We start from the raw sequence: 26,382 nt of genomic DNA on the forward strand, positions 1-26,382 counted from the left end.
TGCACTCCTTTCGGTTCGGTTGGGGGGCGTTCAGTCCAGCGAGACGACGACGGACTTGACCTTGGTGTAGGCGGCGAGGGCCTCGGGGCCGTACTCGCGGCCGAAGCCGGAGTCCTTGACGCCGCCGAAGGGCACCGCGGGGTCGAGCATCGCCCAGTCGTTGATCCAGACGATGCCCGCCTGGAGGCGGTCGGCGATGCGGTGGGCGCGGGCCAGGTGGGAGGTCTGCACGCCCGCCGCCAGGCCGTACGGGGTGGAGTTGGCGAGGGCGACGGCCTCGTCCTCGGAGTCGAAGGGCTGCACGGTCAGGACCGGGCCGAAGATCTCGTCCTGGACGACCCGGGAGTCGTTGGGCAGGTCGGCGATGACCGTCGGCTTGTAGTAGAAGCCGCCGTTCAGGTCGATCCGCTCACCGCCGCACACGATGCGGCCGCCCTCCTTGCGGGCCAGGGCGACGTACTCCTCGACCTTGCGCAGGTGCTTCTCCCCCGCCATCGGGCCGACGACGGTGGCCGGGTCGCGCGGGTCACCGACCGGCACGCCGGGCACGGCCTCGGCGAGGATGCCGAGCAGGGTGCCGTACACCTCGCGCGCGACCAGCAGGCGGGGGCCGCCCATGCAGAACTGCCCCGTGTTGAAGACGAAGCCCTTGATGACCGCGCCGACCGCCTTCTCCAGGTCGGCGTCCTCGAAGACGACGTGGGCGGCGTTGCCGCCGAGTTCCATGGTGACCGGCTTGAGGGCCTCACCGGCGGCGCCTGCCACATGCCTGCCGACCGCGCTGGAGCCGGTGAAGGCGACCTTGTCGACGCCCCGGTGGCGCAGCAGGGCCTCGCCGGCCACCGGTCCGGTGCCGGTGACGACGTTGACCACGCCGTCGGGCACGCCGGCCTTCCGCAGCAGGCCGGCCATGTACAGGGCGCTGAGCGGGGTCTCGTCGGCGGGCTTGTGGACGACCGTGTTGCCGGCCGCGAGGGCGGGGCCGATCTTCGAGCCGGAGAGGATCAGCGGGAAGTTGAACGGGGTGATGGCGGCGACCACGCCGAGGGGTTCGCGCCGGGTGTAGGCGAGGGCGTTGAGGGGGGTGTCGCGGGTGGCGCCGTCCAGGGAGTGGGCGAGGGCGGCGAAGTACTCGTAGTCGTTGGCGGCGTTGGCGATGTCGACCGCGCGGCAGAGCGTGATCGGCTTGCCGACGTCGAGGCTCTCCAGGGCGGCGAGTTCGTCGGCGTTCTCCCGGATGAGTTCCGCGACCCGGTGCAGGATCCGGCCGCGCTCCCGGCCGCTCAGCCCGGACCACTCGCCGGCGTCGAAGGCGGCTCGGGCGGCGCGGACCGCGGCGTCGACGTCGGTGGCGCCCGCCTCCGCGACGGTGGTGACCACCTGCCCGGTGGACGGGTCGATCACGTCCGTACGGGCACCGTCGGCGGCCTCCCGCCACTGACCGCCGATGAACAGCTGCCCGGGACCGGTGTCGATGGTGGTCGTCATTGCCTACTCCCCAGCGTAGATCGCCAAGACTTCAACAAACAGGATTCCTGTTGATGCGCAGTCTCATTACAGACAGGTTTCCTGTCAATGGTCTAGGGTTCGCGCATGGCCGGTACACGCATACGCCCATCATTGCTCTACATGGTCAAGCAGGTGGAGCTGGTGGTCCGCGCACGTCTGGACGAGCTCGTCAAGCCCGCGGGGATCACCGCCCTGCAGTACACGGCCCTGACCGTGCTCGAACGGCACGACGGGCTGTCGGCGGCTCAGCTGGCGCGGGACTCGTTCGTCACCGCGCAGTCCATGGCCGACCTCGTGCGGTCACTGGAGGGCCGCGGGCTCGTGCGGCGGGAGCGCAATCCGCGCAACCGGCGCGAGCTGCTGATCCTGCTCACCGACGCGGGGCGCGAACTGCTCGCCGGCTTCGCGGACCCGGTGCGGGAACTGGAGGAGCGGATGGTCTCCGGTCTCACCGCCGGCCAGGAGGAACAGTTCCGCCAGGCGCTCGCCAAGACATGGCAGGCACTCTCCTAGCCTGACACTTCGTCACCCTGTCGCGCAGACCACAGGAAGACACGCGCCAAAGTCGAAGACATATGTCAATCGAACATGCTCAAATTCCCTCTATCGAGGGTAACTTGCAGTGCGGGGAGCGGATGGCCCGGCACGGGTGGGAGGTGACGCCGGCATGCATCAGGAACCCGCACCACTCACCCGGCACCTGCGCATCCACCAGGACCGCGGGCACACGGTCCTGGAGTTCCGCGGCGAGATCGACATCATGGCGGCCACGGAGATCACTCCGTACCTGGACCGGGTGACGGACCGGACCGGCGCGCGGATCGTGATCGACCTCGGGCAGATCGAGTTCTTCGACTGTTCGGGTCTGCGTCTGCTGCACCGGGCCCGCCGCCGGGTGCTGGAGCGCGACGGGCAGCTGCACCTCGTGTGCACCCACCCGCTGACCCTGCGCGTGCTGAAGGTGACGGGGACGTCGCGGCTGCTGCCGCCGCGGCCGACCCTGGAGGAGGCGCTGCGGCGGTCCGAGGCGACGTCCGGCACGTTGTGACGGCCTTCGCCGGCCGGGCGGCGGTCACTCGCCGCGCGACTCGTCGAACAGGGCACTGACGGACTCACCGTTGTGGATGCGCCGCACCGCCTCGGCCAGCGCCGGGGCGATGGACAGCACCCGCAGCTTCTCGGTGCGCTCGTCCACCGGGACCGGCACGGTGTTGGTGCACACGATCTCCAGCACGTCCGGCTGCTCGCTCAGCCGTTTCAGCGCACCCGCCGCGAAGAGTCCGTGCGTGCACGCCACCCGGATCGAACGCGGCCCCAACTCCCGAAGCCGGTCCAGCAGTTCCAGCACGGTGCTGCCCTTGGCGATCTCGTCGTCCAGCACGATCACGTCCCGCCCGGCCACATCACCGATGACCGAGCTGATGCTCACCCGGTCGTCGGCGAACCGCTGTTTGGCGCCCGCGGCCACCTGCGCGCCGATCAGCCGGGCGAACGCGGCGGCCTCCTTGGCGTTGCCGAGGTCGGGTGAGACCACGGTGGTACGCGTGAGGTCGTACCGCTTGAAGTGCGCGGCCAGTTCACGCAGGGCGTGCAGGTGGTCCACCGGGACCGAGAAGAAGCCGTGCACCTGCGGCGAGTGCAGCGTCATGGCGAGGACCCGGCTCGCGCCCGCCGCCACCATCAGGTCAGCGACCAGCCGGCCGCCGAGCGAGATGCGCGGGGCGTCCTTCTTGTCGGAGCGGGCGTAGGAGTAGTGCGGCATGACGACGGTTATCCGTCCCGCGGACGCGCCCCGGGCCGCGTCGCTCATCAGCAGCAGTTCGACCAGGTGCTCCTGCACCGGCCTGACCAGCGGCTGGATGAGGAAGACGTCGCGTTCGCGGCAATTGGCCTGGAGCTGCACCTCCAGACAGTCGTTGGCGAACCGGCTGACCCGGGTCGGGCTGAGCGGCACGCCGAGGTGGGCGCAGACCTCCTTCGCCAGTTCCGGGTGGGCACTGCCACTGAAGACGGCGATGTCTCGCACGATCCGCTCCTCGCGTGATCATTACGGGTCGCGGCTCATGCTACTGCCCCTCTCACCACGGCACGGATGCGTGGGGGACGTCGCTTCGGGGGGCGTCGGCTCCGAAGCGGCAGGCAACCTCGGCACCGGCGTGGTCGTCCTCCAGGGGTGGCGGCCGTCACCTCAGTGCCACGAGGCACCGGGGCTACGGCTGTCGCGCCGGCTGAAGCGGCCGGCCGTCCGGCAAGGCACCCACCAATGGCCCGTCCACCGGGACATCCGTTCTTGGAGGTTTGATGCAGTCCGTCGTCGTCAAGGTTTCACGCTTCGCGGGAGTGAGCGTGGCGGTTGCGGCCATGTCCCTGACCGGCGCGGCCGCAGCCCACGCGGAGCCCCCCACCCAAGGCTGCCCGTACCCGTACGTATGCTTCTACGCGGACGGCAACGCCCTGAACGCGGGCACTGTGATCTCGAAGTACCGGGACGTCACCAGCGGCTACCAGGCGGTGACGCCGCGGCCGCACTACGGGGTCCTCAACACGCGCAATGACGACGTGGTGTATCTGCGGCTCCAGAGCGGTGGCTCGGTCTGTCTGGAGCCCAACAGCCAAACGGTCTTCACCGACGCCTACAAGGTCAACGGGATAAGGATCTCCAGTAGCTCCACGTGCTGAATCCTCCGCCAGCAGCACCTGCCCGTCGGGGGAGAGCGCCACGAACCCGGGGCCGCCGGTCAACTGCGGCATGCCGCTCCCGGTGTGCCGGACCCGGGTCCACCAGGAGTCGTTGCCGCCGATCCGGTGTCTGAGGACGGCCACCAGGAACTCACCGTCGGCATCGCGAAGACGGCGCCACCACGCGGCATCGAGCGCTTCCCCTGACCACGCCGTCCGGCGCCGCGATCCCGCGTGAGGGCGTTTCCCTGAGCTGCCCCAACGCACCGGTCTGTTACGGCCCTTGACGGGCATGCGGTGTGTAGGAAGGAGGGCCCGTCACGATGACGACTTCCCCCACGCGCCTGCCCAGGCGCATGCCCGGCTGGGCCAAGGTGGTGACCGCGTTCGTGCTGGTGCTCGTGGTGCTGTTCGCCGGGATCCGGCTGGCCGTGCTGCCGGGCATCAAGGACCTGTTCGGCACGCAGACGCACGACCGTTCCGGCCCCGCGCTGCTGAAGTCCATCCAGGACATGAGCCGTTACGACGCCGCTTCCGGCAACTTCCAGGTCGTCGTGGACCTGGAGAAGGACGCCAAGTACCTGCCCGACGCGATCCGCGGCACCCGCACCCTCTACGTCGGCGCGGGCACCGTGGACGCCTACGTCGACCTCGGCCAGGTCGGCAAGGACGACGTGACGGTCAACGACGACCGCACGTCGGCCACGCTCCGGCTGCCGCACGCGCGGCTCGGCAAGCCGGCGCTCGACGCCGACCACTCGTACGCCGTGTCCAAGCAGCGCGGTCTGCTGGACCGGCTCGGCGACCTCTTCTCGGACAACCCCAACAGCGAACACGCCGTGCAGGAGCTCGCCGTGAAGCACATCGGCACCGCGGCCAGGGACAGCGGGCTGACCACGCGCGCCGAGACCAACACCACGGACATGCTGCAGGGCCTGCTCGGCTCCCTCGGCTTCAAGGAGGTGCACGTGAGCTACGGGTCCTGACAGGGCCCACCGGGCCTGCCCGCGCCTCAGCCGCCCAGCACACCCGGCAGGGCGAGCGCTCCGAGCAGGGTGGTGCCCAGCAGCAGCCAGGCCACGTAGTCGCCGACGTGGCCCGACTGCAGCCGGCGCAGCGGCCGTACCCAGTCCGGGGCGGTGGACCGGCCCGGACGGGTGACGGCCCGCGCGGCGAGACCCACGGCCAGCAGTGTGGAGAGGAGGCCCAGCAGGATGCCGACCGGGGTCCACCCCACGGCGGCCGCGGCACCGCCCGACCCGGCCTCGTTGACGGCCCGGGCGACGGCGCCGGCGAAACCGGGGACCAGGCCGACGGCGACGGCCGCGGCGAGCAGCACCGCCGGGACCGCGGTCATCGTGTCCGGGACCCGGCGCAGCCTGCCCCGGGTCTCCGGCCGTTCCTCGGAGCCGGTGGTCTCGCCCTCGGCGGCGTCCTCGGGACGGGGTCCGAGGCCCAGGAAGACCCGGGCGGCGACCCGCAGCACCGCGCCGGCGGTCACCGCGGAGGCGGCGACGTACAGCACGGTGAGCGGGCCGCCCACGGCCTCCTCGGCGACCGACTTGCCGAGCGCCGTGCCGAACGGCGGCAGCCCGGCCAGGCCCAGCGCGCCGACGGTGAACATCACCCCGACCCCGCGCAGCCGCCGGGCCCTGCCGTGCAGGGCGTGTTCGTCGACGCTGCCGTACCGGTCGAGGAGGATGCCCGCACAGGCGAACAGCGCCGCCTTCACCCCCGCGTGCCCGAGGACGTACAGCGCGACCCCGTCGTCGGCCTCGGGGGTGAGCGTGCCGACGCCGACGAGGAACAGCCCGGTGTGGGCGATGGTGGAGAACGCCAGCATCCGCTTGATGTGCCGCTGGTACCAGCACATCGCGGCGCCGACGGCCGCCGTCACCGCGCCGAGCACCACCAGCGCCCGTTCCACGTCGGCGGGCGGAATCCCGCCCGGCCCGGAGAACACCGTGCCGTAGACCCGCCACGCGCCGAAGACGCCGAGCTCGACCATGACACCGGACAGCAGCATGCACACGGGGGTGGGCGCCACGGCGTGCGCGTCCGGGAGCCAGAAGTGGAAGGGCACGGTGGCGGCCTTGACCAGCAGCCCGGTCATGACCAGCACGAAGGCGGCGAGGACCAGCGCGTCAGGCCGCCCGTGCGTGGCGGCGGCGTCGAGTCCGCGCCCGATCTTCGTCATGCCCAGCTCGCCGGTGCGGGCGTACAGCAGGCCGATGCCCATCAGCATGGCGTACGCGCCCAGGGAGTTGACGACACCGAAGGTGACCGCGCCCTGCACGGCCTTCGGGTCGTCGATCCGGTAGCCGGTCAGCGCGTAGGCGACGACACTCATCAGCTCGAAGAACACGAACGCGTTGAACAGGTCACCCGCGATCGCGAAACCGCACATGCCGCCCTGGAAGAGCAGCATCAGGGCGGGGAAGGAACCGGCGTGCCGGCGCGGGGGTTCGTCGAAGTAGTGCCAGGAGTACACCAGCGCCGCCAGCGTCAGCAGGGAGGCCAGCGCGGCCATGCCCAGCCCCGGTCCGTCCCCGGTGAGCACGATACCGACGCTCTCGCCGCCCACGGGCACCCAGCCGCCCGCCCACTCGACCAGCGGTGGTGAGGAGTTCAGCAGCAGGACGACCGCGAGCGCGGCGGTGCTGCCGGAGACCGCGCAGCCGACGGCCTCGGCCACGACGCGGGGCAGACGGCGGCCGGTCGCGATGAGCAGCGCGGCACCGAGCAGCGGTACGGCGACCAGCAGCGGCAGCAGGTGGTGCATCAGCCGCGCAGCTCCCTGAGTTCGTCGGGGTCGACGGTGCCGTGCCGCTTGCCGATCTGGATGACGAGCGCGAGCAGCAGCGCGGTGACGGTGGCGCCGACGACGACGTCGGTGAGGGCGAGAGCCTGCACCAGGGGGTCGACGACGGGTCGCGACCCGGGCTCGATGTCGGAGAACACCGGGGCCGTGCCACCGCTGCGGTAGCCGACGGCCAGCAGCAGGACGTAGGTGGCGGCCTGGCACACCGACAGACAGCCGACGGCGTGGATCAGGTTGCGGCTGGTGGCCAGGCCGTAGCAGCCGGTCAGGAAGACCCATGCGGCGACCAGGTACGGAAGGACGTGCAGGACGGTGGTCACAGTGGTCTCAACTCCCGTTCTCCCCTTCGATCTCGACGGCCTGGTCCAGGAAATTGGCGAGCAGCACGACCACCGCGCAGGCGACCTCCATGCCGATGGCCGCGTTCAGCAGGGGGACGATGCCGCCGGACGAGAGGGTGTTGAACGTGCCGTACGGCAGCAGCGTGTTGGCCAGGAACGCGGTCCCGGCGAGCAGGCCGGCGAGGCCGAGCACCAGGTAGGCGGAGGCCGCGAGGGAATCGCCGACCTCGAACAGGGCGACCGGGCGGACGCGTTCCAGGGCGCGGTAGTCGGCGCCGAGGTACAGCAGGTGCAGGGCGGTGGCGGCGACCACGCCGCCCTGGAAGCCGCCGCCGGGGCTGAGCTGGCCGTGCGCGATCACGTAGAGGCCGGTGAGCAGGGCGACGGGCAGCACGACCAGGGCGTAGCGGCGTACCGGCAGCGCCACCTCGGCGGGTTCCGGCCGGGCCCGGTGCTCGTCGCGGGTCTGCCGCAACAGGACCACGCAGCCGAGCACGGCGGCGAACAGGATGGTCATCTCGCCGAGGGTGTCGTAGGCGCGCTGGTCGAAGTTGACGGAGGCGACCATGTTGGCGGTGTGCCGGGCGAGGGCGGCGTGCACGGCCCGCGCCCCGTAGGGGTGCCGCCGGCCGCCGAAGGACGGCAGGTCGAGGCAGGCGGCGACGAGGAGGACGGCGAGGCCCGCGCCGCCCAGGGCGAGCAGCCACAGCCGGGCGCGCGGGGTCACCGGTCGCCGTCCTTGGCCCGTGGCCGGCGCCTGACCTTGCGCACCGACAGCATCACCAGCAGCGGGGTCAGCGCGGAGCCGACGGCCAGCTGGGACAGGCCGACGTCGGGGGCCTGCAGCACGGTGAACAGCACGGCGAGCAGCACGCCGAGGACGGACAGCACCAGGGCCTGGCGGGCCGGGTCACGGTTGACCACGGCCGCGGGCGCCGCCGCGGCCACCAGCAGCAGGGCGACGACGATCACCGCGTCAGCCACCGGGCACTCCCCGAACTCCGCCGGACAGCGCCCGGGAGGCCACCAGGTTGCCGCCGACCAGCAGGGCGCCGATGACGAGGAGCTTGACCGTCGCGCGGCTCGGTCCGGTGACCGCGCACAGGACGAGCACGACGGCCGCGCCGAGGCCCGCGGCGGCCCAGGTCGGTCCCCAGGCCCGCGGCCGGTCGTCCTCCAGTTCGCCGCTGAGCAGCCGGGCGAAGACGAGGGTGCCGACCGGGCCGAGCAGCGCCAGCAGCAGGGCCAGGTCGACGTACGAGGGGCGGCCATAGCCCTGGGAGAGGAGCAGCAGGGCGGGGCAGACCGCCGAGGTGATCAGGTTCTGGGCCATGACACGGCGCCGCAGCGGGCCGGTGGCCACACCCCACAGGGCCGTGCCCGCGCCCCCGGCGAGCAGGACGGCCGCGGCCAGGATCCAGCCGTTCACCGCCAGTTCACCGCCCGTCGCGCGGCCCTGGCGGCGAGCGCCGTGACGGCCGCCGCAGCCGCGCCGACCGCCCACTCCAGGGTGTCCACGGTGCTGATCAGCACCAGCCACAGCAGGGTGAGCGCGGCCCACCACAGAAGCCACTCGCCGACGGCGAGGAGGGCCGTACGCCGGTTCACACACACCTCCTCGGGCCTGAGGCAGCCGGTTTCACGGCGTTGTGTCCGTTTGGCCGGTTTCGCCGCTCCGGGCATCCAAGCACCGCCCGGGCCGGAGCGAGCGGCGGCGCGCGGGCCTGTGCCCCCAGTGCCCCGGGAGGGCGTCCGGAAACCGAGGGTGGTCCCTGGTCCTGGCCATCTCGGTCGGCATCCTGCGGCGCATCCCGGGTAACCGCGCTACCACGCAGGGAGGTTGAAGACTGGAGGACCGGATGGGTATGACAGCCGCACGCCTGCGCAGCCTCAGGGGCGGCCACACCGCAAGAACCGGCCACACCACCAGGGACGGCCGCGCCGACCGGAAGGCGCCGCCGGACAGGGCCGGGCACCATGTACTCCCGCTCCCCGTGCGACTGCTGGCGATGCTGGTGGCGTTCGCCTTCATGGTGGCGTTCGCGGTCGTCCTGGCCCGGCTCACCCTCGAGCCGTCCCCGGCGTCGGTGTCCCTCACGCACACCAATCTGCACCCGGGCAGCTCTCTGAAAGCGTATCTGGACCAGCCCGAACTGCGTGACGCCGTCAAGCAGATCGGCGGGAACCTGGTGCTGGGCGTCCCGTTCGGGGTGCTGCTGCCGATCCTCGTGCCCCGGGTGCGCGGCATCTTCAGGGTGTTGCTGGTCACCGCGATCGTGATGCTGCTGGTGGAGACCGCTCAGGGCCTGCTGGTGACCGGGCGTGCCTTCGACGTGGACGACGTCATCCTCAACACCACGGGGGCCCTCGTGGGTTACCTGCTGCTGGGGCGCCGGCTCGGCCGCGTGCACGCCCGCGTGCGGAAGCAGTGACCGCCGGGGTGGGCGGCGCCGACCGGCTGTCCGGGTCGGGTTCCCGGGGCCCTAGGGGGTGTCTTGTGGATCAGGCCGGTTGAGACCGACGGCGCCTTCCAGCCGACCCGAGCGGGGTCTGGTGCGTGCAGCTGCAAGGCGGAGGAGGGAGTCGACGCGGAGCGTCGAGGACCGACGACAACGCCGCAGATGTGCGTGCCAGACCCCGCGACCCCGGCGTGATCCACAAGACACCCCCTAGTGGGTCGCCCAGGTGAACTTGTCGCCGCCCACCCAGCGCACCTGGTCGGGGTCGTCCAGGTCGTGGATCGTGATGCCGTACGCGGCGGCGGCTTCGAGGACGTCGGTGACGGCCTTCGCCTCACCGACCACTTGACCGTCGATCTCCACGATGCGGAAGGGCGGGCTGCCCGGCTTCCCCGGCATCACCGCGTGCACCAGGATCCGCGGGTGGGACATGTAGGGAGCTGCTTGTTCGGTCATGTGATCCAGCCTAGGACGGGACCCGCCCCCGCGGCCGTTCGCGGGCGCCACCCGGGGGTCGATGCGGGAGGTCCGGCACACGGGCGGGCGTGTTGCCCAGGCAGCGGGGGTGACGGCCACCGCGACGGCCACGAGCAGATTCACACGTCCCGCCAGCCCGGCGGGACGGACGGGGCCCGGATCCGGGCGACCTGCGCGGGATCGGTGAGGGGCCAGCCCTTCTCGTCCCGCCGGCCGAAGCCCCGGCCGCGGCGGACCCGGCTGAAACCGGGCCGGTCGCAGGAGCTGGTGCGCGGCCTCACGGTCTCAGGGACGCCGCCAGTCGTCGCTCTTGAGGTGGGATCCGGCCATCGGGCCCATCCGGAGCATGCCGCCGTCGACGGCCCAGGAGGCGCCGGTGACGTAGGAGGCCTCCTCGCCCGCCAGGAAGGCGATGACGTTGGCGACCTCCCGGGCGTCGCCCGGCCGTCCGAGCGGCACACCGGGACGGCTCTCGGTGTGCGGGTCGGTGTCCTCCTGCCCGGTCATGGGCGTGGCGATCTCGCCGGGGGCTACGGCGTTGACGGTGATGCCGTACTCGGCGAGTTCCAGCGCCATGACCTGGGTGAGCAGGCCGAGCCCGCCCTTGGCCGCGCAGTACGGGGCCGCGCCCACCCGGGGCTGGTGTTCGTGGACGGAGGTCACGTTGACGATCCGGCCGCCGTCGCCCTGCCGGATCATGTGCCGGGCCGCGTGCTGGCCGCACAGGAAGGGGCCGAGCAGGTCGACGTCGATGACCTCGCGCACCTTGTCCGGTTCCAGGTCGACGAAGGGCGTCGAGGTGCCCGTACCGGCGTTGTTGACCAGGATGTCGAGCCGGCCGAGCCGGTCGCACAGCTCGTCGACCGCGCCCGCGGCGGCGGGCAGCCGGGTGAGGTCCATCTGTGTCACGACGGCCCGCCGCCCCACGGCGCGCACCTCCTCGGCGGTCTCCTCGGCGCCCTTGAGGTCGCTGTGCCAGGTGATCCCGATGTCCACGCCCTGCCGGGCCAGGCGGACGGCGGTGGCCCGGCCGATACCGGAGTCGGCGCCGGTGATCACGGCCACCGGGGAACGCGATGCAGCGGGAGCGGACATGACAGACCTCCTCCTCCAGGGGCGGACGGAGCACCGCAGTACCCGGGAGCGCACCGGGCAAACCGGCAGGACGTCGTGCGACGGCCGCGCCGCCGGGGAACCCTGAAGGGGCACCCCGGTGCTGTGACCGGGGCGATCGGAGGTGGCATGGACCCCGTAGAGGCACTGGAGCGGATCGCCTTCCTGCTGGAGCGGTCGATGGCGCCGACCTACCGGGTACGCGCCTTCCGCACGGCCGCCCGGGTGCTCGCCGCGCTGCCCGCGCAGGAGGTCGCGCAGCGGGCGTCCGCGGGCACCCTGGAGTCCCTCAAGGGCGTCGGCCCGAAGACCGCGCAGGTCGTGCGCGAGGCACTGACCGGGCAGGTGCCGAGCTATCTGCAGCGGCTACAGGGCGAGACGGGCGGTCCGCTCGCGCACGGCGGCGAGCGGCTCCGGGCACGCTTGCGCGGCGACTGCCATCTGCACTCCGACTGGTCCGACGGCGGCAGCCCGATCGACGAGATGGGCCGCACGGCGGCCGGGCTCGGCCACGAGTGGGCGGTCCTCACCGACCACTCGCCCCGGCTGACGGTCGCGCGCGGCCTGTCACCCGAGCGGCTGCGCCGGCAGCTGCGGGTGGTGGCGGAGCTGAACGAGACATGGGCCCCGTTCCGGCTGCTGACCGGCATCGAGTGCGACATCCTCGAGGACGGCTCGCTCGACCAGGAGCCGGAGCTGCTCGACCGGCTCGACGTGGTGGTGGTGTCGGTGCACTCCAAGCTGCGCATGGACGCCCGGTCGATGACCCGCCGCATGGTGGCCGCCGTCCGCGACCCCCGCTCCGACATCCTCGGTCACTGCACCGGCCGGCTGGTGAGCGGGCGGGGACGGCCGGAGTCGGAGTTCGACGCGGAGGAGGTGTTCGCCGCCTGCGCCGAGACCGGCACCGCCCTGGAGATCAATTCCCGTCCGGAGCGGCTGGACCCGCCGCGGCGGCTGCTGCGGCAGGCCGTCGAGGCGGGTGTGCTGTTCTCCGTCGACACCGACGCGCACGCGCCCGGCCAGCTGGACTGGCAGATCCACGGTTGCGCGCGGGCGGAGGAGTGCGGGGTGCCGCCCGAGCGGGTGGTGACCACCTGGTCCATGGACGAGCTGCTGGCCTGGACGAGGGAACGGCGTACGCCGTCCGGCGTGACGGGCGTCTGACGTGGTACCCGTGCCACACCAGAGCGAGCGAAGAGAAAGGCCTCCCGGATGGACCGAGCCCGTGCCGCCGTGTTCGACGTCGACGGAACGCTCGTCGACACCAACCACCTGCATGTCGTCACCTGGTGGGAGGCCTTCCGGCAGGCGGGCCACCGGGTGCCCATGCACGCCGTCCACCGGGCCGTCGGACTCAGCTCCGCCGACCTGATCGGCCGGCTGCTCGGCGACGACCGCGACAAGGACCAGGACGCTGAACTCAGCGCCGCCCACAAGGCGCTGTACGGACAGTACTTCGACCGCCTGCCCGCGCTCCGGGACGCCGGGGACCTGCTCAGGCGTCTGCACCGGGACGGCTGGACGGTGGTCCTGGCCACCTCGGCGAGCGGCGCCGAGCTGGGCGCGCTGCGCCGGGCGATCGACGCGGACGACGCCATCACCGCCACCGCGAGCGCCGACGACGTGGAGCAGGGCAAGCCCGCCCCGGAGCCGGTCGAGCACGCCCTGGAGCTGGCCGGGATCCCCGCCGAACGGGCGGTGTTCGTCGGCGACACCGTGTGGGACATGCAGGCGGGCAGCCGGGCCGGGGTGCGCTGCGTGGGCGTCCTGTGCGGCGGCATTCCGCGCGGCGATCTGGTGGAAGCCGGCGCGGAGGCGGTCTACGACGACCCCGCGCACCTGCTTTCGTCCCTCGGTGACAGCCCGCTGGCCCCATGACCTGGGATTCGTGAACTTCAGCCACTTGAGAAAACGCGATCTTGGGATACCCGCGGAACATGACGAGCGTGACATGGATACCACGACAGGCACTGTCCCGGGGCGCGTCGGGCGTCGGCCGGTCCATCCGGGCCGCCTGGCGGGGGCCGGGCCGGGAGCGGGACCTGGTGGTGCAGTCGCTCAAGGCCGCCGGGGCCGCGCTGCTGGCCTGGTACGTGGCGAACGACTGGCTGAGCGACCCGATGGCCATGATGGCACCCTGGGTCGCGCTGCTCATGGTGCAGGCCACGGTGTACAGCTCGCTGCGGCAGGCGGCGCAGCAGCTCGCGGCGATCTGCATCGGCACACTGCTCGGCACGGCGGCGCAGGTGGTCGCCGGGAACACGCTGGGTGCGCTCGCCATCTCCCTGCCGGTGCTGATGCTGCTGGCGAACTGGTCGCGTTTCGGCAACCAGGGCATCTACGGGGCGACCACGGCGGTGTTCGTCCTGGCCTCCGGCAGCGTCACGGCGGCCTCGGCCGGGCACCGGGTGGGCGAGTCCGCGCTGGGCGCGGTGATCGGGGTGGCGGTCAACGCGTTCGTGGTGCCGCCGATCCATCTGCGGGACGTGCGGGAGAACCTCGCGACGCTGGCCCGGGAGGTGGGTGATGTGCTGTGCACCATCGCCGAAGGTCTCCGGCGCGGGGACTGGGACGCCGACACCGCGGCCGACTGGTCGCACTCCGCCTCCCAGATCGAACGCTGCCTGGAGTCGCTGCGCTCGGCCCGCGGCTGGAGCCGGGAGAGCCTGCGGCTGACCAACCGGGTGCTGCGCGCCTTCCGCCGGGCCCCCTCGGACGTGCCGCCGGAGGACGAGGACGAGCGCTGGAGCCGGGTCACCGGTCACGTCCGCGCCCTGACCCGGACGCTCGCGGTCTCCACCGACGACGGCCGCACGGCCACGCCTCCGGACCCGGCGCTGCTGAAGCCGTACGCGGAACTGCTGGAACTGATCGCCCGGTCGTGCCACAAGGAGAGCGACCGTCTGCTGGGCGGGCCGCCCGGCGGGGACGACGACGCCCGCTGCGGCGGGGACCCCGGCGACGGGCAGGACGACGACGACCGCGCCGAGGAGACGCGGCTGGAGCTGCGCCGGCAACTGCAGGAGGGTCTGCGTGAGCACGAGGGGTGGGAGGCGCCGCGGGCGGCGGTCCTCGGCACGATGCTGCTGCAGGCCGAGAACCTGTGGGCGGAGACCGCTCCCCGCTCCCCCGACGACTCCGGACAGTGACGTACATCACCACACAGGACGGCACACATCGGAACAATCACCGGTGGTCGTCCGTTGAACCCACCGTGGGTGCGGATGGGACAGTGTCCCCGGGCCTCACCTTTTGCCCACAGGGACGATCGTTCGGCTGAAGCCCTGTGGAGCCTTTCGCCGAGAGGCGACCGCCATCCGCGCCCACCACCTTGCTGCCCCGACCGGTCTTCCCCCGTCCGGTCGGGGCTTTCCCATGTCCGCTCCGCGCGTGCGCGCCGGGCGAGCCGGGTACTCGGGCGGTCCGGCCGTCAGCCGCCGAGAGGAGCCGAGGGTGAGCAGCGCAACGGGTAGCAGGGTCGTGGTGACGGGCGCCACCGGCAACGTGGGAACGAGCGTGGTGCGCCTGCTCGCGGAGGATCCGGAGGTCGAGTGGGTGCGGGGGCTTGCCCGCCGGACGCCCGAGTGGATGCCCCCGAAGACCGAGTGGTCCCGCGTCGACGTGGGATCGGAACAGGCCGATCTCGCCGAGCGGTTCGCGGGGGCCGACGCCGTGGTCCACCTGGCGTGGGCGTTCCAGCCGACGCACGACCCGGCGAAGACCTGGCGGACCAACGTGCTCGGCAGCATCAGGGTGTTCGAGGCGGTGGCCGCGGCGCGGGTGCCGGTGCTGGTGCACGCCTCGTCGGTCGGCGCCTACTCACCGGGCCCCAAGGACCAGGCGGTGGACGAGTCGTGGCCGACCCACGGCTGGCCGGACGCCGCGTACTGCCGCGAGAAGGCGTATTTGGAGCGGACGCTGGACATCTTCGAGCGCGACCATCCCGACGTGCGGGTGGTGCGCATGCGGCCGGCCTTCCTCTTCAAGCGCCAGTCGGCGAGCGAGCAGCGCCGGATCTTCGGTGGCCGCTTCCTGCCGGGCCCGCTGGCCCGCCCCGAACTGCTGCCGTTCCTCCCGGACGTGCCCGGACTGCGCGTACAGGCGCTGCACACCGACGACGCGGCGAGGGCGTACCAGTCGGCGCTGCGTTCGCCGGACGCGCGCGGCGCCTTCAACCTGGCGGCCGATCCGCCGGTCGACGCGGATCTGCTGGGCGGGATGCTCGGCACCCGTCCGGTACGACTGCCCCGTACGGCGGCCAGGTCCGCGGTGGCCGCCGCCTGGGGGCTGCACCTGCTGCCCGCCTCCCCGCATCTGTTCGACGCGGTGCTGCGGCTGCCCCTGATGGACTGCACGCGCGCGCACGCCGAACTCGGCTGGCGGCCGGAACACACCGCGACGGACGTGCTGCAGGAGTTCCTGGGCGGGCTGCAGCAGGGCGCGGGGGCGGACACCGAACCCCTGCGGGGCCGCAAGGTGGGTTGAGGTTTCGCTGGTCACAGGGCTGGTACTCACCTACGTCCGACAACAACCCGAGGGGAGAACGCAGTGGCCGACAACCGCCGGCACGGCCCCGGGGAGGGCACCGCACCCATCCCGCGGGACCTTCCGGACCAGCAGGCACAACCCGGTGAGGACCCGTGGGAAGCGGCCGCGGGCCAGGGGCGCGACGACAGCGCCGGGAAGGACCTTCCCGACACCGACGAGGCCGGGACGGGGCGGCAGGACGCGCCGCGCCCGGCACCGGAGCAGACGGACAACCCCGTGCCGGACGAGCCGTCGGCCTGAGCGGGAGGGGTCAGCGGGCCCGGGAGGGCGGTGCCGCCTCCTCGATCTCGTCGAGGGCGGCGACGAGCTGGGGGGCCACCGTCTCCTGGACCCAGCGCTCCTTGTCCTCCCCCACCGCCCGCGGGACCGTTTCGGTGAGCATGATCAGGTAGAGGTAGGCACGGTAGAGGGCGAGCCGGAGCCGGGACGGGCCGTCCGGCACGGCCACTCCCCCGGCCTCGCGGTAGCCCGCGAGGAACGCCTCGTCCCGGCTGATGTCGCCGAGCAGGGCGAGGGAGACGAAGTCGGCCACGGGGTCGCCCCAGAACATCCGCTCGCCGTCGATGAGGCCGCCGATGCGGACGCCGCCGGCCGAACGGTCCAGCAGGATGTTGCCCGGCCACAGGTCGAAGTGGACGGGGCGCGGGACGACGACCTCCTCCAGCGCGGGATACGCGGCGCGCGCGGTGCGGGCCACCGCGTCGACCGGGCGGGGCAGGCGGGCCGCGTAGTCACGGGCGTCGTCGAGGATCGCCTCGAACATCGCGGTGAACGCGGTCCGCCAGTCCCGGGCGAGCGGTCCGAGGGCGCCGGACGGATAGCCGAAGCCCGGCCCGCGCAGCCGGTGCAGCCGGGCGACCTGGCGGCCCAGCTCCGTGCGCAGCTGGACGTGTTCGGTCTCGGTCACCGAGGTGTCCCAGGGTTCGCCCGGGCAGAGGCTCATCAGCAGATGCCCTGCGTCCGGGGCGTCGGCGACGGCCACCACGCGCGGCGCCGGAACCCCGGCCTCGGCGGCGACCCGGCAGAACTCCGCCTCGGCGACCAGCAGCCGCGCCTCGTGGCGCAGACCGGGGGCGGTGGGCGGGACCTTCAGCACGTACCGCCTGCCGTCGGTGAGCCGGAGCTCCTCCACGGTGTTGTAGGTGCCGCCGCTCAGCGGGCGCACGTCGGCCAGCAGGCCGGGCGGTATCCGGCAGCCCTCCAGAACGCGTCGGGCCCTTTCCCAGGAGTCCGCCACCGTGCGCCCAGCCTTCCCTCGGGTCAGCCGGCCGCGTACACGTCCTCGATGTAACGGCCGTGCTCCATCAGCCTGTCGAGCCACTGCTCGGCCGCCGCCGCGTCGGCGCCGGGCGTGCGGTCCCGGTACAGGGTACGGAACGCCTCACGCACCCCTGGTGCCATGCGCGCGCCGTCGCCGCAGACGTACACCCGGGCCCCGGCGTCCAGCAGCCGCCACACCTCGTCGGCCTCGGCGGCGATGCGGTGCTGGACGAACATCATCCCGTCCTCGGGCGCCGCGCTGAAGGCCGGGCGCAGCGAGACGGCCCCGGCGGTCTCGGCGGCGCGCAGCTCGTCCGCGTGAAGGAAGTCGGCGTCGGGGGCGTCGCAGCCGAAGTAGCAGACGGCGGGTGGGAGTTCGGCGCCGGAGGTGAGGGCGGCGGTGCGGTCGGCGATGGCGCCCCGGAACGGGGCCAGACCGGTGCCCGCCGCGATCATGACGACCGGCGTGCTGTCGTCGATCCGGAACGCCTCCCGGCAGGGCTGGACGCGGGCGAGCACCGTGTCGCCGGGCCGCAGCGCGGCGAGGTGGCCCGATCCGGTGCCCCGGTAGACGCCCTTGCCGGAGCGCGCGGGCGCCTGGAGGAGGGAGACCATCAGCTCGGCGTGGCCGGGGTCGACGGCGGGCGAGGAGGAGATGGAGTAGTGCCGGGGGCGCAACGGCGTGAGCACGTCGAGGAGCCGGCCCCAGTCCAGGGCTCCGCGCAGGGCCGGGTGGTCCTCGATCACCTCGACGAGGGTGCGCGGGTCGCCGCTCAGGGCGGCGAGCGCGGCCCGCTCGGGCGGGCAGGGGTTGGCCGCGGCGAGCGCGGACAGCTGCGCCGGGGTCGGACGCTCCTGCAGCTCCACGTGGTGCGTGAGCAGTTGGCGTACGGTCAGCGGCCGGTCCACCGGGAGGCCGTCGCGGCGCGGTCGGGTGGCCCGGATGTCCAGGACGGTGTCGAGGTCGGCGCCCAGTGCCGCGGCGGCGCGCGCCACGAGGCCGGGGTCGTTGGCGGGCAGGACGGTGAGGTGGTCGGCCGTGCGGTAGGTGACGCCCTCGGGCAGGGCGACGCGCAGGAAGCGCTTGGTGCGGGCGTACCCGGGGGCGGTGAGGTCACGGGTCTCGGTGACCGTCATGGGGACGAGCCCGTGCCGCTCGGCGAGCGCGTCCAGGGGGCCGCCGGTCAGGGTGCGGACCTCGTACGCCGTGGTGGGTTCGGCCTGAGACGAGGCGGTGGCGTCGGGGTCGCCGTACCGCTCCAGGAGGGTGGCGCGCAGCCGCGCGGTGAAGTCGCGGACCGCGCCGGTCAGGTCGCCGGAGGCGTCGGCGGCGGCGCGGTCGGTGAGCCGGGTGGCGCCGAGTTCGGCAAGGCGGGCGTCGACGCGGGTCGGGACCTGCTGGTAGGTGGCGGCCCAGTTGCGGTCGCCGACACCGAGGACGGCGTACGTCACCCCGGTCAGGTCCGGGGTCTCGTCCAGCCAGGCGGCGAAGGCCATCGCGTCGTCGGTGGGGCGGCCGTTGTAGGAGGCGGCGGTGATGACGACCGGGCGGTCGGTGGGCAGGCCGCCGGCGTAGGCGTCCAGGGACGCGGTCTCGGTCTCGCAGCCGAGGGCGGCGGCCTCGTCGGCGAGCCGGCCGGCGAAGTCCCGGCAGGTGCCGTAGTTGCTGCCGTGCAGGAAGAGGGCGCCGGTGCCGGGACGGACGCGGGCCGGGAGGGCGGACGTGTCGGTGGCCTCGGGGGCCCGGGCCGGGGCGGCGCCCGGCAGCGGGGTGTGCTCGCGGTCGGCGGGGGTGCGCGGGGTCAGGGTCAGGGTGAAGCCCTCGGGCTTGAGAGTGAGGGTCTCCTTGACGGTGAGCGCGTAGTCGGCGTGGTCGTGCAGCCGGTAGCGGTGGACGAGCATCGCCAGCAGCATCGTCGCCTCGTGCAAGGCGAACTGCCGTCCGATGCAGGCGCGTTCACCGGTGCCGAACGGCTTGTAGGCGTGCACGGGCCGGGCCGCCTCGGCCTCGGCGGTGAACCGGTCGGGGTCGAACAGCTCGGGGTTGTCTCCCCAGACGGGCTGCCGGTGCAGCATCGGGGCGAGCACGGTGACGGCCTCTCCGGCGCGCAGCGGGACCCGGCCGCCGAGCAGCGTGTCCTCGAGGGCGTGCCGGCTGAAGGCGGCGGCCGTCGGCCACAGCCGCAGCGCCTCATTGAGCACCTGGCGGGTGTAGGTGAGCCTGCCGACCTCGTCGTACGTCGGCTCGGGGTCGGCGTCGTCGCCCCACATGGCGTCGGCCTCGCGCTGGACGAGGCGGAGCGCGGTGGGGTGCTTGGCCAGGTAGTACAGGGCGAACGACATCGCGCCGGAGGTCGTCTCGTGTCCCGCGATCAGGAAGGTGATGACCTGGTTGCGGATGTTGGCGGTGTCCAGCCTGCCGCCGTCGGCGGGGTGTTCGGCGGTGAGCATCAGCCCGAGGAGGTCGTCGGCGGCGCTCTGGTCGGTGCCGGCCCGGGAGGCGATGACGTCGTCGACGACCCGGGCGAGGTAGTCGGCGTCGGTCCGGAAGGCCGCGTCGGCCGCCGAGTAGTCCCCGCCCGGGGTGCGGGCGAGGCGGGTCATGCTCCACTCCAGGCAGCGGACCATCGACTCGACGAAGGGGTGCGGTTCGGGGCGTTCGAAGGAGCCGAAGTCGTAGCCGAATCCGGCGAGGCCGATGGTGTCGAGGGTCATGCGGGTCATGTCGTCGGGGACGTCGACCGCCTTCCCGTCCCGGGCCGCCCGGTCCCAGGCGGCGATGAGCCGCCGGGCCACCTTCAGCATGACCGGATGGTAGGTGCGCATCGAGCCGAGCGCGAAGGCGGGCATGAGGATGTCGTGCGCGCGGGCCCAGTTGGGCTCGTCGTTGTAGGCGGTGAACAGTCCGTCGGCGGTGAACTCCCGTACGTTCTCCAGGGCGGGGCCGACGTGCTTGGCGAACCGCTCCTCGTCGGCGAGGTCGGCCACCAGGTCGGCGTCGGCGACGAACACGACGTCCCGGCCGTGCAGCCGCCGCACCAGTGCCGGTCCGCGCTCCCGCATGAGCCGCATGACCTGCTGGATCGGTGTGCGGCCGGGACCGGTGGCGGTGATGTCGACGACGGGGAGGACGTCTGCGGGGTGGGGGTGCGGCGAGGTGGGGGGCATGACGCGACAAGTGCCTTTCGCGGTACGGGTGGTACTGCGCACCAGCGTGCTCGAACCGCGGCCCCCGGCCGTACCACGGCACTACACGATCATGCAGGGAAAAGTCCCCGGAAGGACTTGCGCGGGCCGTCAGCCGGGGAGTAGGCGTACCTGGCCGTCGGGGAGCCTTCGCCACCAGTGCTCGTAGCGGCTGTAGGCCCTGGGCTCACGGCGGGCCAGCAGGGCGGTCAGCGAACGGGCCTCCTCGGCCAGTCCGTCCCAGACGCCGGGCGCCAGTTCACCGAAGGCCGTCGCCTCCACACCGCCCTCGACCGGACGCCACACACCGGCGACCCGGCCGTCGACCAGCAGTGTGGGCAGTACATCGCCGTTGACCCGGATCACCACCCGGCGCAGTTCCTCGGGGATCACCCGGGTGCGGTCGGCGTGGGCGAGGAGGACGCTGTCCCACATCCCGAGCAGCCGGGGCGGCGCCGGTGTGTCCGCGGGCGGTCGTGGAGCACCGGGAACGTCGAACAGGACGGTGCCGTCCGCCCCTTTCAACTCCTCGACGGCGTCGCCGAGTACGCGCAGCGCCTGCCGGACCGGGGCCCGGGGCACCATGCCGAACTGCGCGATGTCCGCGACGGAAGCCGGTCCGAACGCGGCCAGGTAGCGCAGGACGAGCGCCTGCAACGCCTGAGGCACCGCCTCGCGGCCGGTGGGCGGCGGGCCGGTCGGCGCGGCGACGAACGACGCCCGGGCGCCGAACGACCAGGGGCCGCCGGTCGCGACGTGCAGCAGCGTCGCGTACGCCTTCAGCCCCCACCACGCCCCGGCCGTCTTCTCGGCTCCGAGCCGCGCCGCCAGCCAGGCCCGCAACTCGTCGGCACTGCGCGGCTGTTCCGCGAAGGCGAGCAAGTCGGGCAGGAGGTCGTGCGCGTCTCCGGGAGTCAGTCCCGCGGCGGCGAAGCGGTAGCCGAGCCGGGACGCGTACAGCGTCTGCTGCATCGCCTCCCGGAACACCCGGTGGTCGTCGGCGTGGACGGCGTGCAGGGTGATCCGCATCAGCGTCGCCTTGACCAGAGTGCGGTCGGTGAAGGCCGTGTCCAGGTCGCCCGGGTCGAATCCGTCGACGCGGTTCCACAGCGCCACGTACGGCGAGACGGGGGACTGCGCCTGCAGCGCGAGCACCCGGCGCACGGCCGCGGTGACGTCCGACGGCTCACGCCGCAGGAGGAGTTGGCGGGCGAGCGTGGCCCGGTTCAGTTCGCGCGCGGTGATCTCCACGATCCGCGATTGTGCCGTGCGCCTCCCGGCAGGGCCACCGGTTTGCCCCTGACCCGAGTGCCCGTCTTGGATGGATCTCCTGGGTCGACACGAAGCGACACTGGCGCGAGGCGGTGGGAGGTGCGGGTTGGAGGCGGGCCGGATCGAGGCCGTGGTCTGGCGCAACCGTGCGCTGACGCTGTTCGACCGGATCGCGGTGCCGGTCGCCGTGTGCGACGTGTACGGGGTGGTGGTGCTGGCCAACCCGGCGATGGCCGCCGAGTGCGGTACGACGCCGGGGCGGCTGCGCGGACGGGACGTGCTGGAGTTGTTCCGGCCCCAGGAGGCGACGCAGGTGGAGCGGATCGCCGAGGCGCTGCGGCTGCGGCACCGGTCGCGGTACCAGGTGTCGGTGCGCTGGCGGGCGCCCGGCGGTGCCGAGCGGTACGGAGAGCTGACGGCGGATCCGGTGAGCGACTCCGTCGAGGAGATGCCCGCGCTGCTGGTGATGCTGCGGGTGCTCGATGAGCGTGAGCGGCACGCGGAGGAGCCCGCGCGGGTCACGCCGGTGGAGGGACGGGTGCTCGCGCTGCTCGCCGGGGGTGCCACCACGGCGCGGGCCGCGCGCGAGCTGGGGCTCACCTCGGACGGGGTGACCTATCACCTGCGCCGGCTGTCGGCCCGCTGGGGGGCCGCCAACCGTACGGAACTGGTCGCCCGGGCCTACGCCTCGGGGGTGCTCGCGGCCGGTGTCTGGCCACCGGCTCCGACGGCCGCGGAGGCGGAGGCGGAGTAGGCCGTGCCCGCGCCTTCGGGGGCGCCGAAACGGGCGAGGGTGTGCCACACCATCTTCAGGTCCTGCAGCTCGTGCCGGCCGGTGCGGGCCGCGTCGCCGATGATCCTCGGGGTGAGCAGGCCGTCCTCTGCGATGGCGGCGCCCAGTGCGGCGTACTCCGGGCCCCGGTAGTCGGCGCGGCGGCGCAGCTCCGGCACGGTCAGCCGGTAGCCGGGGTGCCATTCCAGCGGGCAGGGCAGCAGCCGGGCCGCGGCCTCGACGGGCGTGCCGCGGTAGCTCGCGTCCAGGACGAGCGCCTCCACGTCCCGGTCGAGCAGCACTCCTGCGTGCACATGTGCCTCGATGTAGTCGTTGAGCGCGTCCTGCTCGTCCGCCTCGGCCAGGGCGATCAGTGACATCCCGGCCGCCACGCCGAAGTCGGCCGGCTCGGCCGCGCTGTCGGGGTAGCAGAAGGTCGCGCGGGCCAGGACCGCGGATGTCAGGCGGAAGTGGGAGGAGCCGAACCGCGGTGCCGCGCCGACCGCTTGGCGGCGGAAGTCCAGTGCGCCGTAGACGGGCCGCTCCCGTGCGGGCGCGTCGTCGTAGGCGCCGCCGAACATGCGGCTCTCCCAGCGCCAGCGGTCGCCACCGGAGTGTGCGGTGAGTCCGCCGTTGCTGGTGCCGGTGACGAACTGCGAGTGGTACGCGCCGTCCCTGGCCAGCGCCCGCAGCAGGGGCAGGCCGCCGGAGAGCCGGTCGGGGTGGAAGTTCAGGGTGATGCGCAGGTCCGGGTCGACGGGGGGACCGGAGGAGAGTGCCGCGACATGGCGCAGCGCCGCCCGGGCCCACGCCGATCCCGTGCTTCGGAAATCCATTGGCTCCCCCTCATGATGACGTCTACGCTAGGCAAAAACCTAGTCCCCCTAGGTTTCATCCTCTCAGAAGGACCCACCCATGAAACCCCTCACCGAGCAGGACATCCGCAGCTCCTTCATCAACTGCTCGAAGGGTGACGCCAAGCGGCTGACGCTCCCCCGCGACCTCGGGCAAAGGCCCTGGGACGACCTGGACTTCCTCGGCTGGCGGGATCCCGGCGCGCCCGACCGCAGCTACCTCGTCACCGAGCGGGACGGCCGGCCCGTCGGCGTGGCGCTGCGCTTCCCGTCCTCGCAGCGCGGGTTCCTGCACCGCAGCATGTGCTCCCTGTGCCTGACCACCCATCGCGGGGGCGGCGTGTCCCTGATGGCGGCGCGCAAGGCGGGCCCGGCGGGCCGCGAGGGCAACTCGGTCGGTCTGTACATGTGCACCGACCTGGCCTGCTCCCTGTACCTGCGCGGGAAGAAGGTCCCAGACTCCGGGGCGCGCTTCGAGGAGAGCCTGACACTGGAGGAGCAGATAGCCCGTACGACCGGCCACCTGTCCGCCTTCCTGGACAAGCTGTACGCCTGAGGCCAGGTCTGCCCCGGCCCGATCCCCGGACCCCGACCGGTGAGGTTCGAGGTGGCTGCTTGCCACCCGGCCCATCGAATGTGTTCGATGAGTCACTGAACGGGAACGGGTGCAAGCGATGCAAGTTGTACGTGAGTGGACGGCGCCTCTGTCGCGTTTCCTGGGGCTCAGGCGCGACCCGGTGGTCGTCCAAGCCCTGCGGTCGGCCGTCGCGGCCTCGATCGCCTATGTCATCGCGCTGCGGCTGAGCCCGGAACCGGCACCGCTGACCGCGCCCCTGACCGCCCTGCTGGTCGTCCAGGTGACCTTCTACGCCACGCTGCAGAACGGCATCCGCCGGGTGAACGCCGTGGTCGCGGGTGTCCTGGTCGCCATCGCCTTCAGCCTGCTGGTGGGCCTGACCTGGTGGAGCCTGGCGCTGCTGATCGTGGCGGCGCTGGCCGTGGGGCACGTGGTGCGGGTCAACGAGTACGTGGCCGAGGTGGCGATCAGCGCCATGCTGGTGCTGGGCGTCACCACCATCGGGTACACCGCCTGGGCCCGTATCGTGGAGACGCTGATCGGGGCCGGCGTCGGCATGGCCTGCAATCTCCTGCTCGCTCCCCCGGTGTGGGTGGACAAGGCCGGGGAGTCCATCGAGGGGCTGGCGCGACGGGTGCGGCGGCTGATGCTGCGGATGGGTGAGGAGGCCGCGCAGGAGACTCCGGTGGAGGAGGCCACCGCACGGCTGTACGAGGCACGGCGGCTCGACCACGACATCGTCGAGGTCGACGCGGAGCTGCGGCAGGCCGAGGACAGCCTGCGGCTCAATCCGCGGGTGCGCGAGGGACTGCTGCACCGGGTGGTGCTGCGCACGGGACTGGACACGCTGGAGATCTGCACGGTCGTGCTGCGCGTACTGGCCCGCTCCTTCACCGACCTGGCCAAGGCCCGTGATCCCGAGCCGCTGTTCTCGCCGGAGACGGGCGCCGCGGTGCAGCAGCTGCTGTCCGAGATCGCCGACGCCGTGGTGAGCTTCGCCGTGCTGGTGACCACCGACCTCAGCCGCAACGCCGAGTCGGCGGAGGCCCGGCTCACCGCCGAGCTGCACACGGCCGCCGCCACCCGGGACAAGGTGGCCGTGGCGCTCAGGGCGGAGGCCGAGCGCGACACCCGGACCTGGCAGCTGCTCGGCGCCGTGCTGACCGAGGTCAACCGGATCATCGACGAGCTCGACACCGAGCACCGCTCGCGGCGCCTGCTGGAGGAGCTGGACCGCGTCTCCCGTGAGCAGCGCGCCCGGATGCCGTGGCTGACCCGGTTGCGGGAACGCATCGGGGTGTACGAGCAGCTGCACCGGAACCGCCTGGGGGCCGGCAGGCGTTACCCGTGAGGAGAGCATGCGGCTGACGCGGAAGGGGGCGTGCGGATGACCGGCACGGCCGTACGGATCGACGGGAACACGCTTCGCCTGCCGGGCGGAGTGGCGGTGCGGTTCGTACGCACCCTGCGGCTGCCGGAGTCGGGCACGCATCCGCTGCCGCCGGGGCTGGGTGAGTTCCCCGTCCGGCGGATCGCCGATCCCGCCAACAATGCGGACACCGTGCCCGAGGAGTGGCGGGCGCGCGGCGGTGTGATGCTGCCGGTGTACCTGCGTGAGGCGATGTGGCTGAGCTTCGCGGGCACCACGGAACCGGCCGCTCTGCAGGTCGGGGTGGGCAAGGTGTGCGCCGTGTCCGGCAAGCCGTTCGGCGACCGGCTCTCCAGGGACCCGCAGAACTATCTCGCGCTGCCCCGCCAGCCCTGGCTGGACGGCATCAACTCGGGCAAGGGCACGGTCCGCCAGTTCGTCGCGGTGCCGCTGGGGCTGGGTGCGACGGTGGAGGGCCAGGTCACGGGCGAGGAGGTGTGGGGCGGCGTGCAGCTGCGGTCGTTCCCGCTGCGGGAGGACCTCCTTGCCGAGTGGCGCGAGGAGCAGCGGGCCCTTGAGCGGGCCCGGCGAGCCGGGGAGCGGACACGGGGATACGGCGGTCCCCCGGGCGCTCCCGCCATGGCCGCCCCGGGCGCCGCCCCCGCGCCGGGGGCGCGAAGCAGCGCGGCCATGGGGCTCGGCGTGGGCGGCTCGATGCGCCAGGAGGTCTACCGGGACGACCGGCCGCTCACGCACTGGTCCGAAGAGCCGTCGGGGCGGGTGTTCGTGCACCTGGTCACGCCGCCCCAGTGGCGGCACATCACGGGCGAGGCGCCGCCGCCGTCGCCGGTGGACCGGGCGGCGTACACCAGGGCGGGGCTGCCCTGGTACGACTACTACGACCAGGACGCCGAGGACCTCGCCCCCGCGGACGCCCTGGAGTCCGTCAAGCCGGTCGGCGACTGGCTCGGTGACGACCACGAGCCCTGGCAGGCGCCGTCGCCCGCTCAGGTGACGCAGCTGAAGGACGCACCGGGCCTGCCGGTCGAGGACGGCGAGTGGTAGACACCGCGCCCCGTTGCAGCATGCGCACCAGTGAGTGCCGTTCTTGTACCGCAGGCGCGGTCCACGCGAAGGTGGCC

At 72.9% G+C, this 26,382-nt stretch carries 29 protein-coding genes; 14 read left to right on the top strand and 15 right to left on the bottom strand.

Translation table 11 applies throughout. The annotated features are described in order from the left end of the window. Positions 1-30 precede the first annotated feature (30 nt). The gene (locus tag ACFY0F_RS16650; RefSeq protein WP_388793796.1) at positions 31-1,488 is read right to left on the bottom strand and encodes an aldehyde dehydrogenase family protein; all 1,458 of its coding nucleotides are present in this window, start codon (positions 1,486-1,488) and stop codon (positions 31-33) included. 105 nt (positions 1,489-1,593) lie between these two features. Here ACFY0F_RS16650 and ACFY0F_RS16655 point away from each other — a divergent pair, with 105 nt between their 5' ends. Further along, the gene (locus ACFY0F_RS16655) at positions 1,594-2,022 is read left to right on the top strand and encodes a MarR family winged helix-turn-helix transcriptional regulator (protein WP_388793797.1); all 429 of its coding nucleotides are present in this window, start codon (positions 1,594-1,596) and stop codon (positions 2,020-2,022) included. A gap of 154 nt (positions 2,023-2,176) precedes the next feature. Then, on the top strand, positions 2,177-2,557 hold the full coding sequence (locus ACFY0F_RS16660) for an anti-sigma factor antagonist (RefSeq protein WP_388793799.1): 381 nt from the start codon (positions 2,177-2,179) through the stop codon (positions 2,555-2,557). 24 nt (positions 2,558-2,581) lie between these two features. Here the strand turns inward: ACFY0F_RS16660 and ACFY0F_RS16665 are convergent, their stop codons facing one another. After that, positions 2,582-3,535 (bottom strand): ribose-phosphate diphosphokinase, encoded by a 954-nt coding sequence (locus ACFY0F_RS16665; RefSeq protein WP_388793801.1) that lies wholly within the window; start codon positions 3,533-3,535, stop codon positions 2,582-2,584. Positions 3,536-3,810: 275 nt separating this feature from the next. Between ACFY0F_RS16665 and ACFY0F_RS16670 the strand changes: the two genes are divergently transcribed. Both ACFY0F_RS16670 and ACFY0F_RS16675 read left to right on the top strand, forming a co-directional pair. Then, positions 3,811-4,188, top strand: a complete 378-nt coding sequence (locus ACFY0F_RS16670; protein WP_388793802.1) for a hypothetical protein — start codon at positions 3,811-3,813, stop codon at positions 4,186-4,188. Between the two features lie 323 nt (positions 4,189-4,511). Next, positions 4,512-5,174 (top strand): DUF4230 domain-containing protein, encoded by a 663-nt coding sequence (locus ACFY0F_RS16675; protein ID WP_388793804.1) that lies wholly within the window; start codon positions 4,512-4,514, stop codon positions 5,172-5,174. A gap of 26 nt (positions 5,175-5,200) precedes the next feature. Here ACFY0F_RS16675 and ACFY0F_RS16680 read toward each other — a convergent pair whose 3' ends face one another. From ACFY0F_RS16680 to ACFY0F_RS16705, 6 genes are read right to left on the bottom strand one after another with little or no spacing between them, the layout of a single operon-like run. After that, on the bottom strand, positions 5,201-6,970 hold the full coding sequence (locus ACFY0F_RS16680) for a complex I subunit 5 family protein (protein ID WP_388793806.1): 1,770 nt from the start codon (positions 6,968-6,970) through the stop codon (positions 5,201-5,203). Then, complete coding sequence (locus ACFY0F_RS16685) at positions 6,970-7,317, bottom strand: sodium:proton antiporter (RefSeq protein WP_388794092.1); 348 nt, start codon at positions 7,315-7,317, stop codon at positions 6,970-6,972. The genes ACFY0F_RS16680 and ACFY0F_RS16685 overlap by 1 nt, the downstream gene beginning before the upstream one ends. Before the next feature lie 19 nt (positions 7,318-7,336). Beyond that, positions 7,337-8,077: an MnhB domain-containing protein gene (locus ACFY0F_RS16690; RefSeq protein WP_388793807.1), complete on the bottom strand. Its 741-nt coding sequence runs from the start codon at positions 8,075-8,077 to the stop codon at positions 7,337-7,339. Next, a complete protein-coding gene (locus ACFY0F_RS16695; protein ID WP_388793809.1) occupies positions 8,074-8,334 on the bottom strand; it encodes a Na(+)/H(+) antiporter subunit B in 261 nt (86 codons plus the stop codon). Before ACFY0F_RS16695 ends, ACFY0F_RS16690 begins: the two co-directional genes overlap by 4 nt. Continuing rightward, on the bottom strand, positions 8,327-8,779 hold the full coding sequence (locus ACFY0F_RS16700; RefSeq protein ID WP_388793811.1) for an MrpF/PhaF family protein: 453 nt from the start codon (positions 8,777-8,779) through the stop codon (positions 8,327-8,329). Before ACFY0F_RS16700 ends, ACFY0F_RS16695 begins: the two co-directional genes overlap by 8 nt. After that, positions 8,776-8,958, bottom strand: coding sequence for a hypothetical protein (locus tag ACFY0F_RS16705; protein ID WP_388793813.1), 183 nt, complete (start codon positions 8,956-8,958; stop codon positions 8,776-8,778). The genes ACFY0F_RS16700 and ACFY0F_RS16705 overlap by 4 nt, the downstream gene beginning before the upstream one ends. Positions 8,959-9,209: 251 nt before the next feature. On the opposite strand from ACFY0F_RS16705, the gene ACFY0F_RS16710 reads away from it, so the two are divergent. Continuing rightward, positions 9,210-9,782 (top strand): VanZ family protein, encoded by a 573-nt coding sequence (locus tag ACFY0F_RS16710; protein ID WP_388793814.1) that lies wholly within the window; start codon positions 9,210-9,212, stop codon positions 9,780-9,782. Positions 9,783-10,019: 237 nt separating this feature from the next. On the opposite strand, the gene ACFY0F_RS16715 is transcribed toward ACFY0F_RS16710, so the two are convergent. The 3 genes from ACFY0F_RS16715 to ACFY0F_RS16725 all read right to left on the bottom strand — a co-directional run bounded on the left by ACFY0F_RS16715 (position 10,020) and on the right by ACFY0F_RS16725 (position 11,381). Then, positions 10,020-10,265 carry a hypothetical protein gene (locus ACFY0F_RS16715; protein WP_388793816.1) on the bottom strand — a complete coding sequence of 82 codons (246 nt, stop codon included), beginning with the start codon at positions 10,263-10,265 and terminating at the stop codon, positions 10,020-10,022. Between the two features lie 140 nt (positions 10,266-10,405). Further along, positions 10,406-10,567, bottom strand: a complete 162-nt coding sequence (locus ACFY0F_RS16720; RefSeq protein ID WP_388793818.1) for a hypothetical protein — start codon at positions 10,565-10,567, stop codon at positions 10,406-10,408. Positions 10,568-10,571: 4 nt separating this feature from the next. Beyond that, positions 10,572-11,381, bottom strand: coding sequence for an SDR family oxidoreductase (locus ACFY0F_RS16725; protein WP_388793820.1), 810 nt, complete (start codon positions 11,379-11,381; stop codon positions 10,572-10,574). A 147-nt stretch (positions 11,382-11,528) separates the two neighbouring features. Between ACFY0F_RS16725 and ACFY0F_RS16730 the strand changes: the two genes are divergently transcribed. The 5 genes from ACFY0F_RS16730 (at position 11,529) to ACFY0F_RS16750 (ending at position 16,190) form a co-directional block, all read left to right on the top strand. After that, positions 11,529-12,566 (top strand): PHP domain-containing protein, encoded by a 1,038-nt coding sequence (locus ACFY0F_RS16730; protein WP_388793822.1) that lies wholly within the window; start codon positions 11,529-11,531, stop codon positions 12,564-12,566. Positions 12,567-12,614: 48 nt separating this feature from the next. Next, positions 12,615-13,280 carry an HAD family hydrolase gene (locus ACFY0F_RS16735; protein ID WP_388793824.1) on the top strand — a complete coding sequence of 222 codons (666 nt, stop codon included), beginning with the start codon at positions 12,615-12,617 and terminating at the stop codon, positions 13,278-13,280. A 59-nt stretch (positions 13,281-13,339) separates the two neighbouring features. After that, entirely contained in the window at positions 13,340-14,551 is a 1,212-nt protein-coding gene (locus tag ACFY0F_RS16740) for an aromatic acid exporter family protein (RefSeq protein ID WP_388793825.1), read from the top strand. 304 nt (positions 14,552-14,855) lie between these two features. Next, positions 14,856-15,887: an SDR family oxidoreductase gene (locus tag ACFY0F_RS16745; protein ID WP_388793827.1), complete on the top strand. Its 1,032-nt coding sequence runs from the start codon at positions 14,856-14,858 to the stop codon at positions 15,885-15,887. A gap of 63 nt (positions 15,888-15,950) precedes the next feature. Continuing rightward, positions 15,951-16,190 (top strand): hypothetical protein, encoded by a 240-nt coding sequence (locus ACFY0F_RS16750; protein ID WP_388793829.1) that lies wholly within the window; start codon positions 15,951-15,953, stop codon positions 16,188-16,190. 10 nt (positions 16,191-16,200) lie between these two features. On the opposite strand, the gene ACFY0F_RS16755 is transcribed toward ACFY0F_RS16750, so the two are convergent. The 3 genes from ACFY0F_RS16755 to ACFY0F_RS16765 form a co-directional block, all read right to left on the bottom strand. Beyond that, positions 16,201-17,187 carry a phosphotransferase family protein gene (locus ACFY0F_RS16755; protein WP_388793831.1) on the bottom strand — a complete coding sequence of 329 codons (987 nt, stop codon included), beginning with the start codon at positions 17,185-17,187 and terminating at the stop codon, positions 16,201-16,203. Between the two features lie 23 nt (positions 17,188-17,210). Beyond that, entirely contained in the window at positions 17,211-20,378 is a 3,168-nt protein-coding gene (locus ACFY0F_RS16760; RefSeq protein ID WP_388793833.1) for a bifunctional cytochrome P450/NADPH--P450 reductase, read from the bottom strand. A 129-nt stretch (positions 20,379-20,507) separates the two neighbouring features. Beyond that, a complete protein-coding gene (locus ACFY0F_RS16765) occupies positions 20,508-21,647 on the bottom strand; it encodes a winged helix DNA-binding domain-containing protein (RefSeq protein ID WP_388793834.1) in 1,140 nt (379 codons plus the stop codon). Between the two features lie 127 nt (positions 21,648-21,774). On the opposite strand from ACFY0F_RS16765, the gene ACFY0F_RS16770 reads away from it, so the two are divergent. Next, positions 21,775-22,422, top strand: coding sequence for a PAS domain S-box protein (locus ACFY0F_RS16770; RefSeq protein WP_388793836.1), 648 nt, complete (start codon positions 21,775-21,777; stop codon positions 22,420-22,422). Here the strand turns inward: ACFY0F_RS16770 and ACFY0F_RS16775 are convergent. Further along, positions 22,350-23,276, bottom strand: a complete 927-nt coding sequence (locus ACFY0F_RS16775) for a DUF3626 domain-containing protein (protein ID WP_388793838.1) — start codon at positions 23,274-23,276, stop codon at positions 22,350-22,352. The genes ACFY0F_RS16770 and ACFY0F_RS16775 overlap by 73 nt on opposite strands. Before the next feature lie 79 nt (positions 23,277-23,355). Here ACFY0F_RS16775 and ACFY0F_RS16780 point away from each other — a divergent pair, with 79 nt between their 5' ends. The 3 genes from ACFY0F_RS16780 to ACFY0F_RS16790 all read left to right on the top strand — a co-directional run bounded on the left by ACFY0F_RS16780 (position 23,356) and on the right by ACFY0F_RS16790 (position 26,305). After that, entirely contained in the window at positions 23,356-23,850 is a 495-nt protein-coding gene (locus tag ACFY0F_RS16780; RefSeq protein WP_388793840.1) for an FBP domain-containing protein, read from the top strand. A gap of 118 nt (positions 23,851-23,968) precedes the next feature. Continuing rightward, positions 23,969-25,222, top strand: a complete 1,254-nt coding sequence (locus tag ACFY0F_RS16785; RefSeq protein ID WP_388793842.1) for an aromatic acid exporter family protein — start codon at positions 23,969-23,971, stop codon at positions 25,220-25,222. A 36-nt stretch (positions 25,223-25,258) separates the two neighbouring features. Then, on the top strand, positions 25,259-26,305 hold the full coding sequence (locus ACFY0F_RS16790; protein ID WP_388793844.1) for a hypothetical protein: 1,047 nt from the start codon (positions 25,259-25,261) through the stop codon (positions 26,303-26,305). Positions 26,306-26,382: the final 77 nt, after the last annotated feature.

The organism is Streptomyces sp. NPDC001544 (genome assembly GCF_042894285.1).
Lineage (GTDB): Bacteria > Actinomycetota > Actinomycetes > Streptomycetales > Streptomycetaceae > Streptomyces.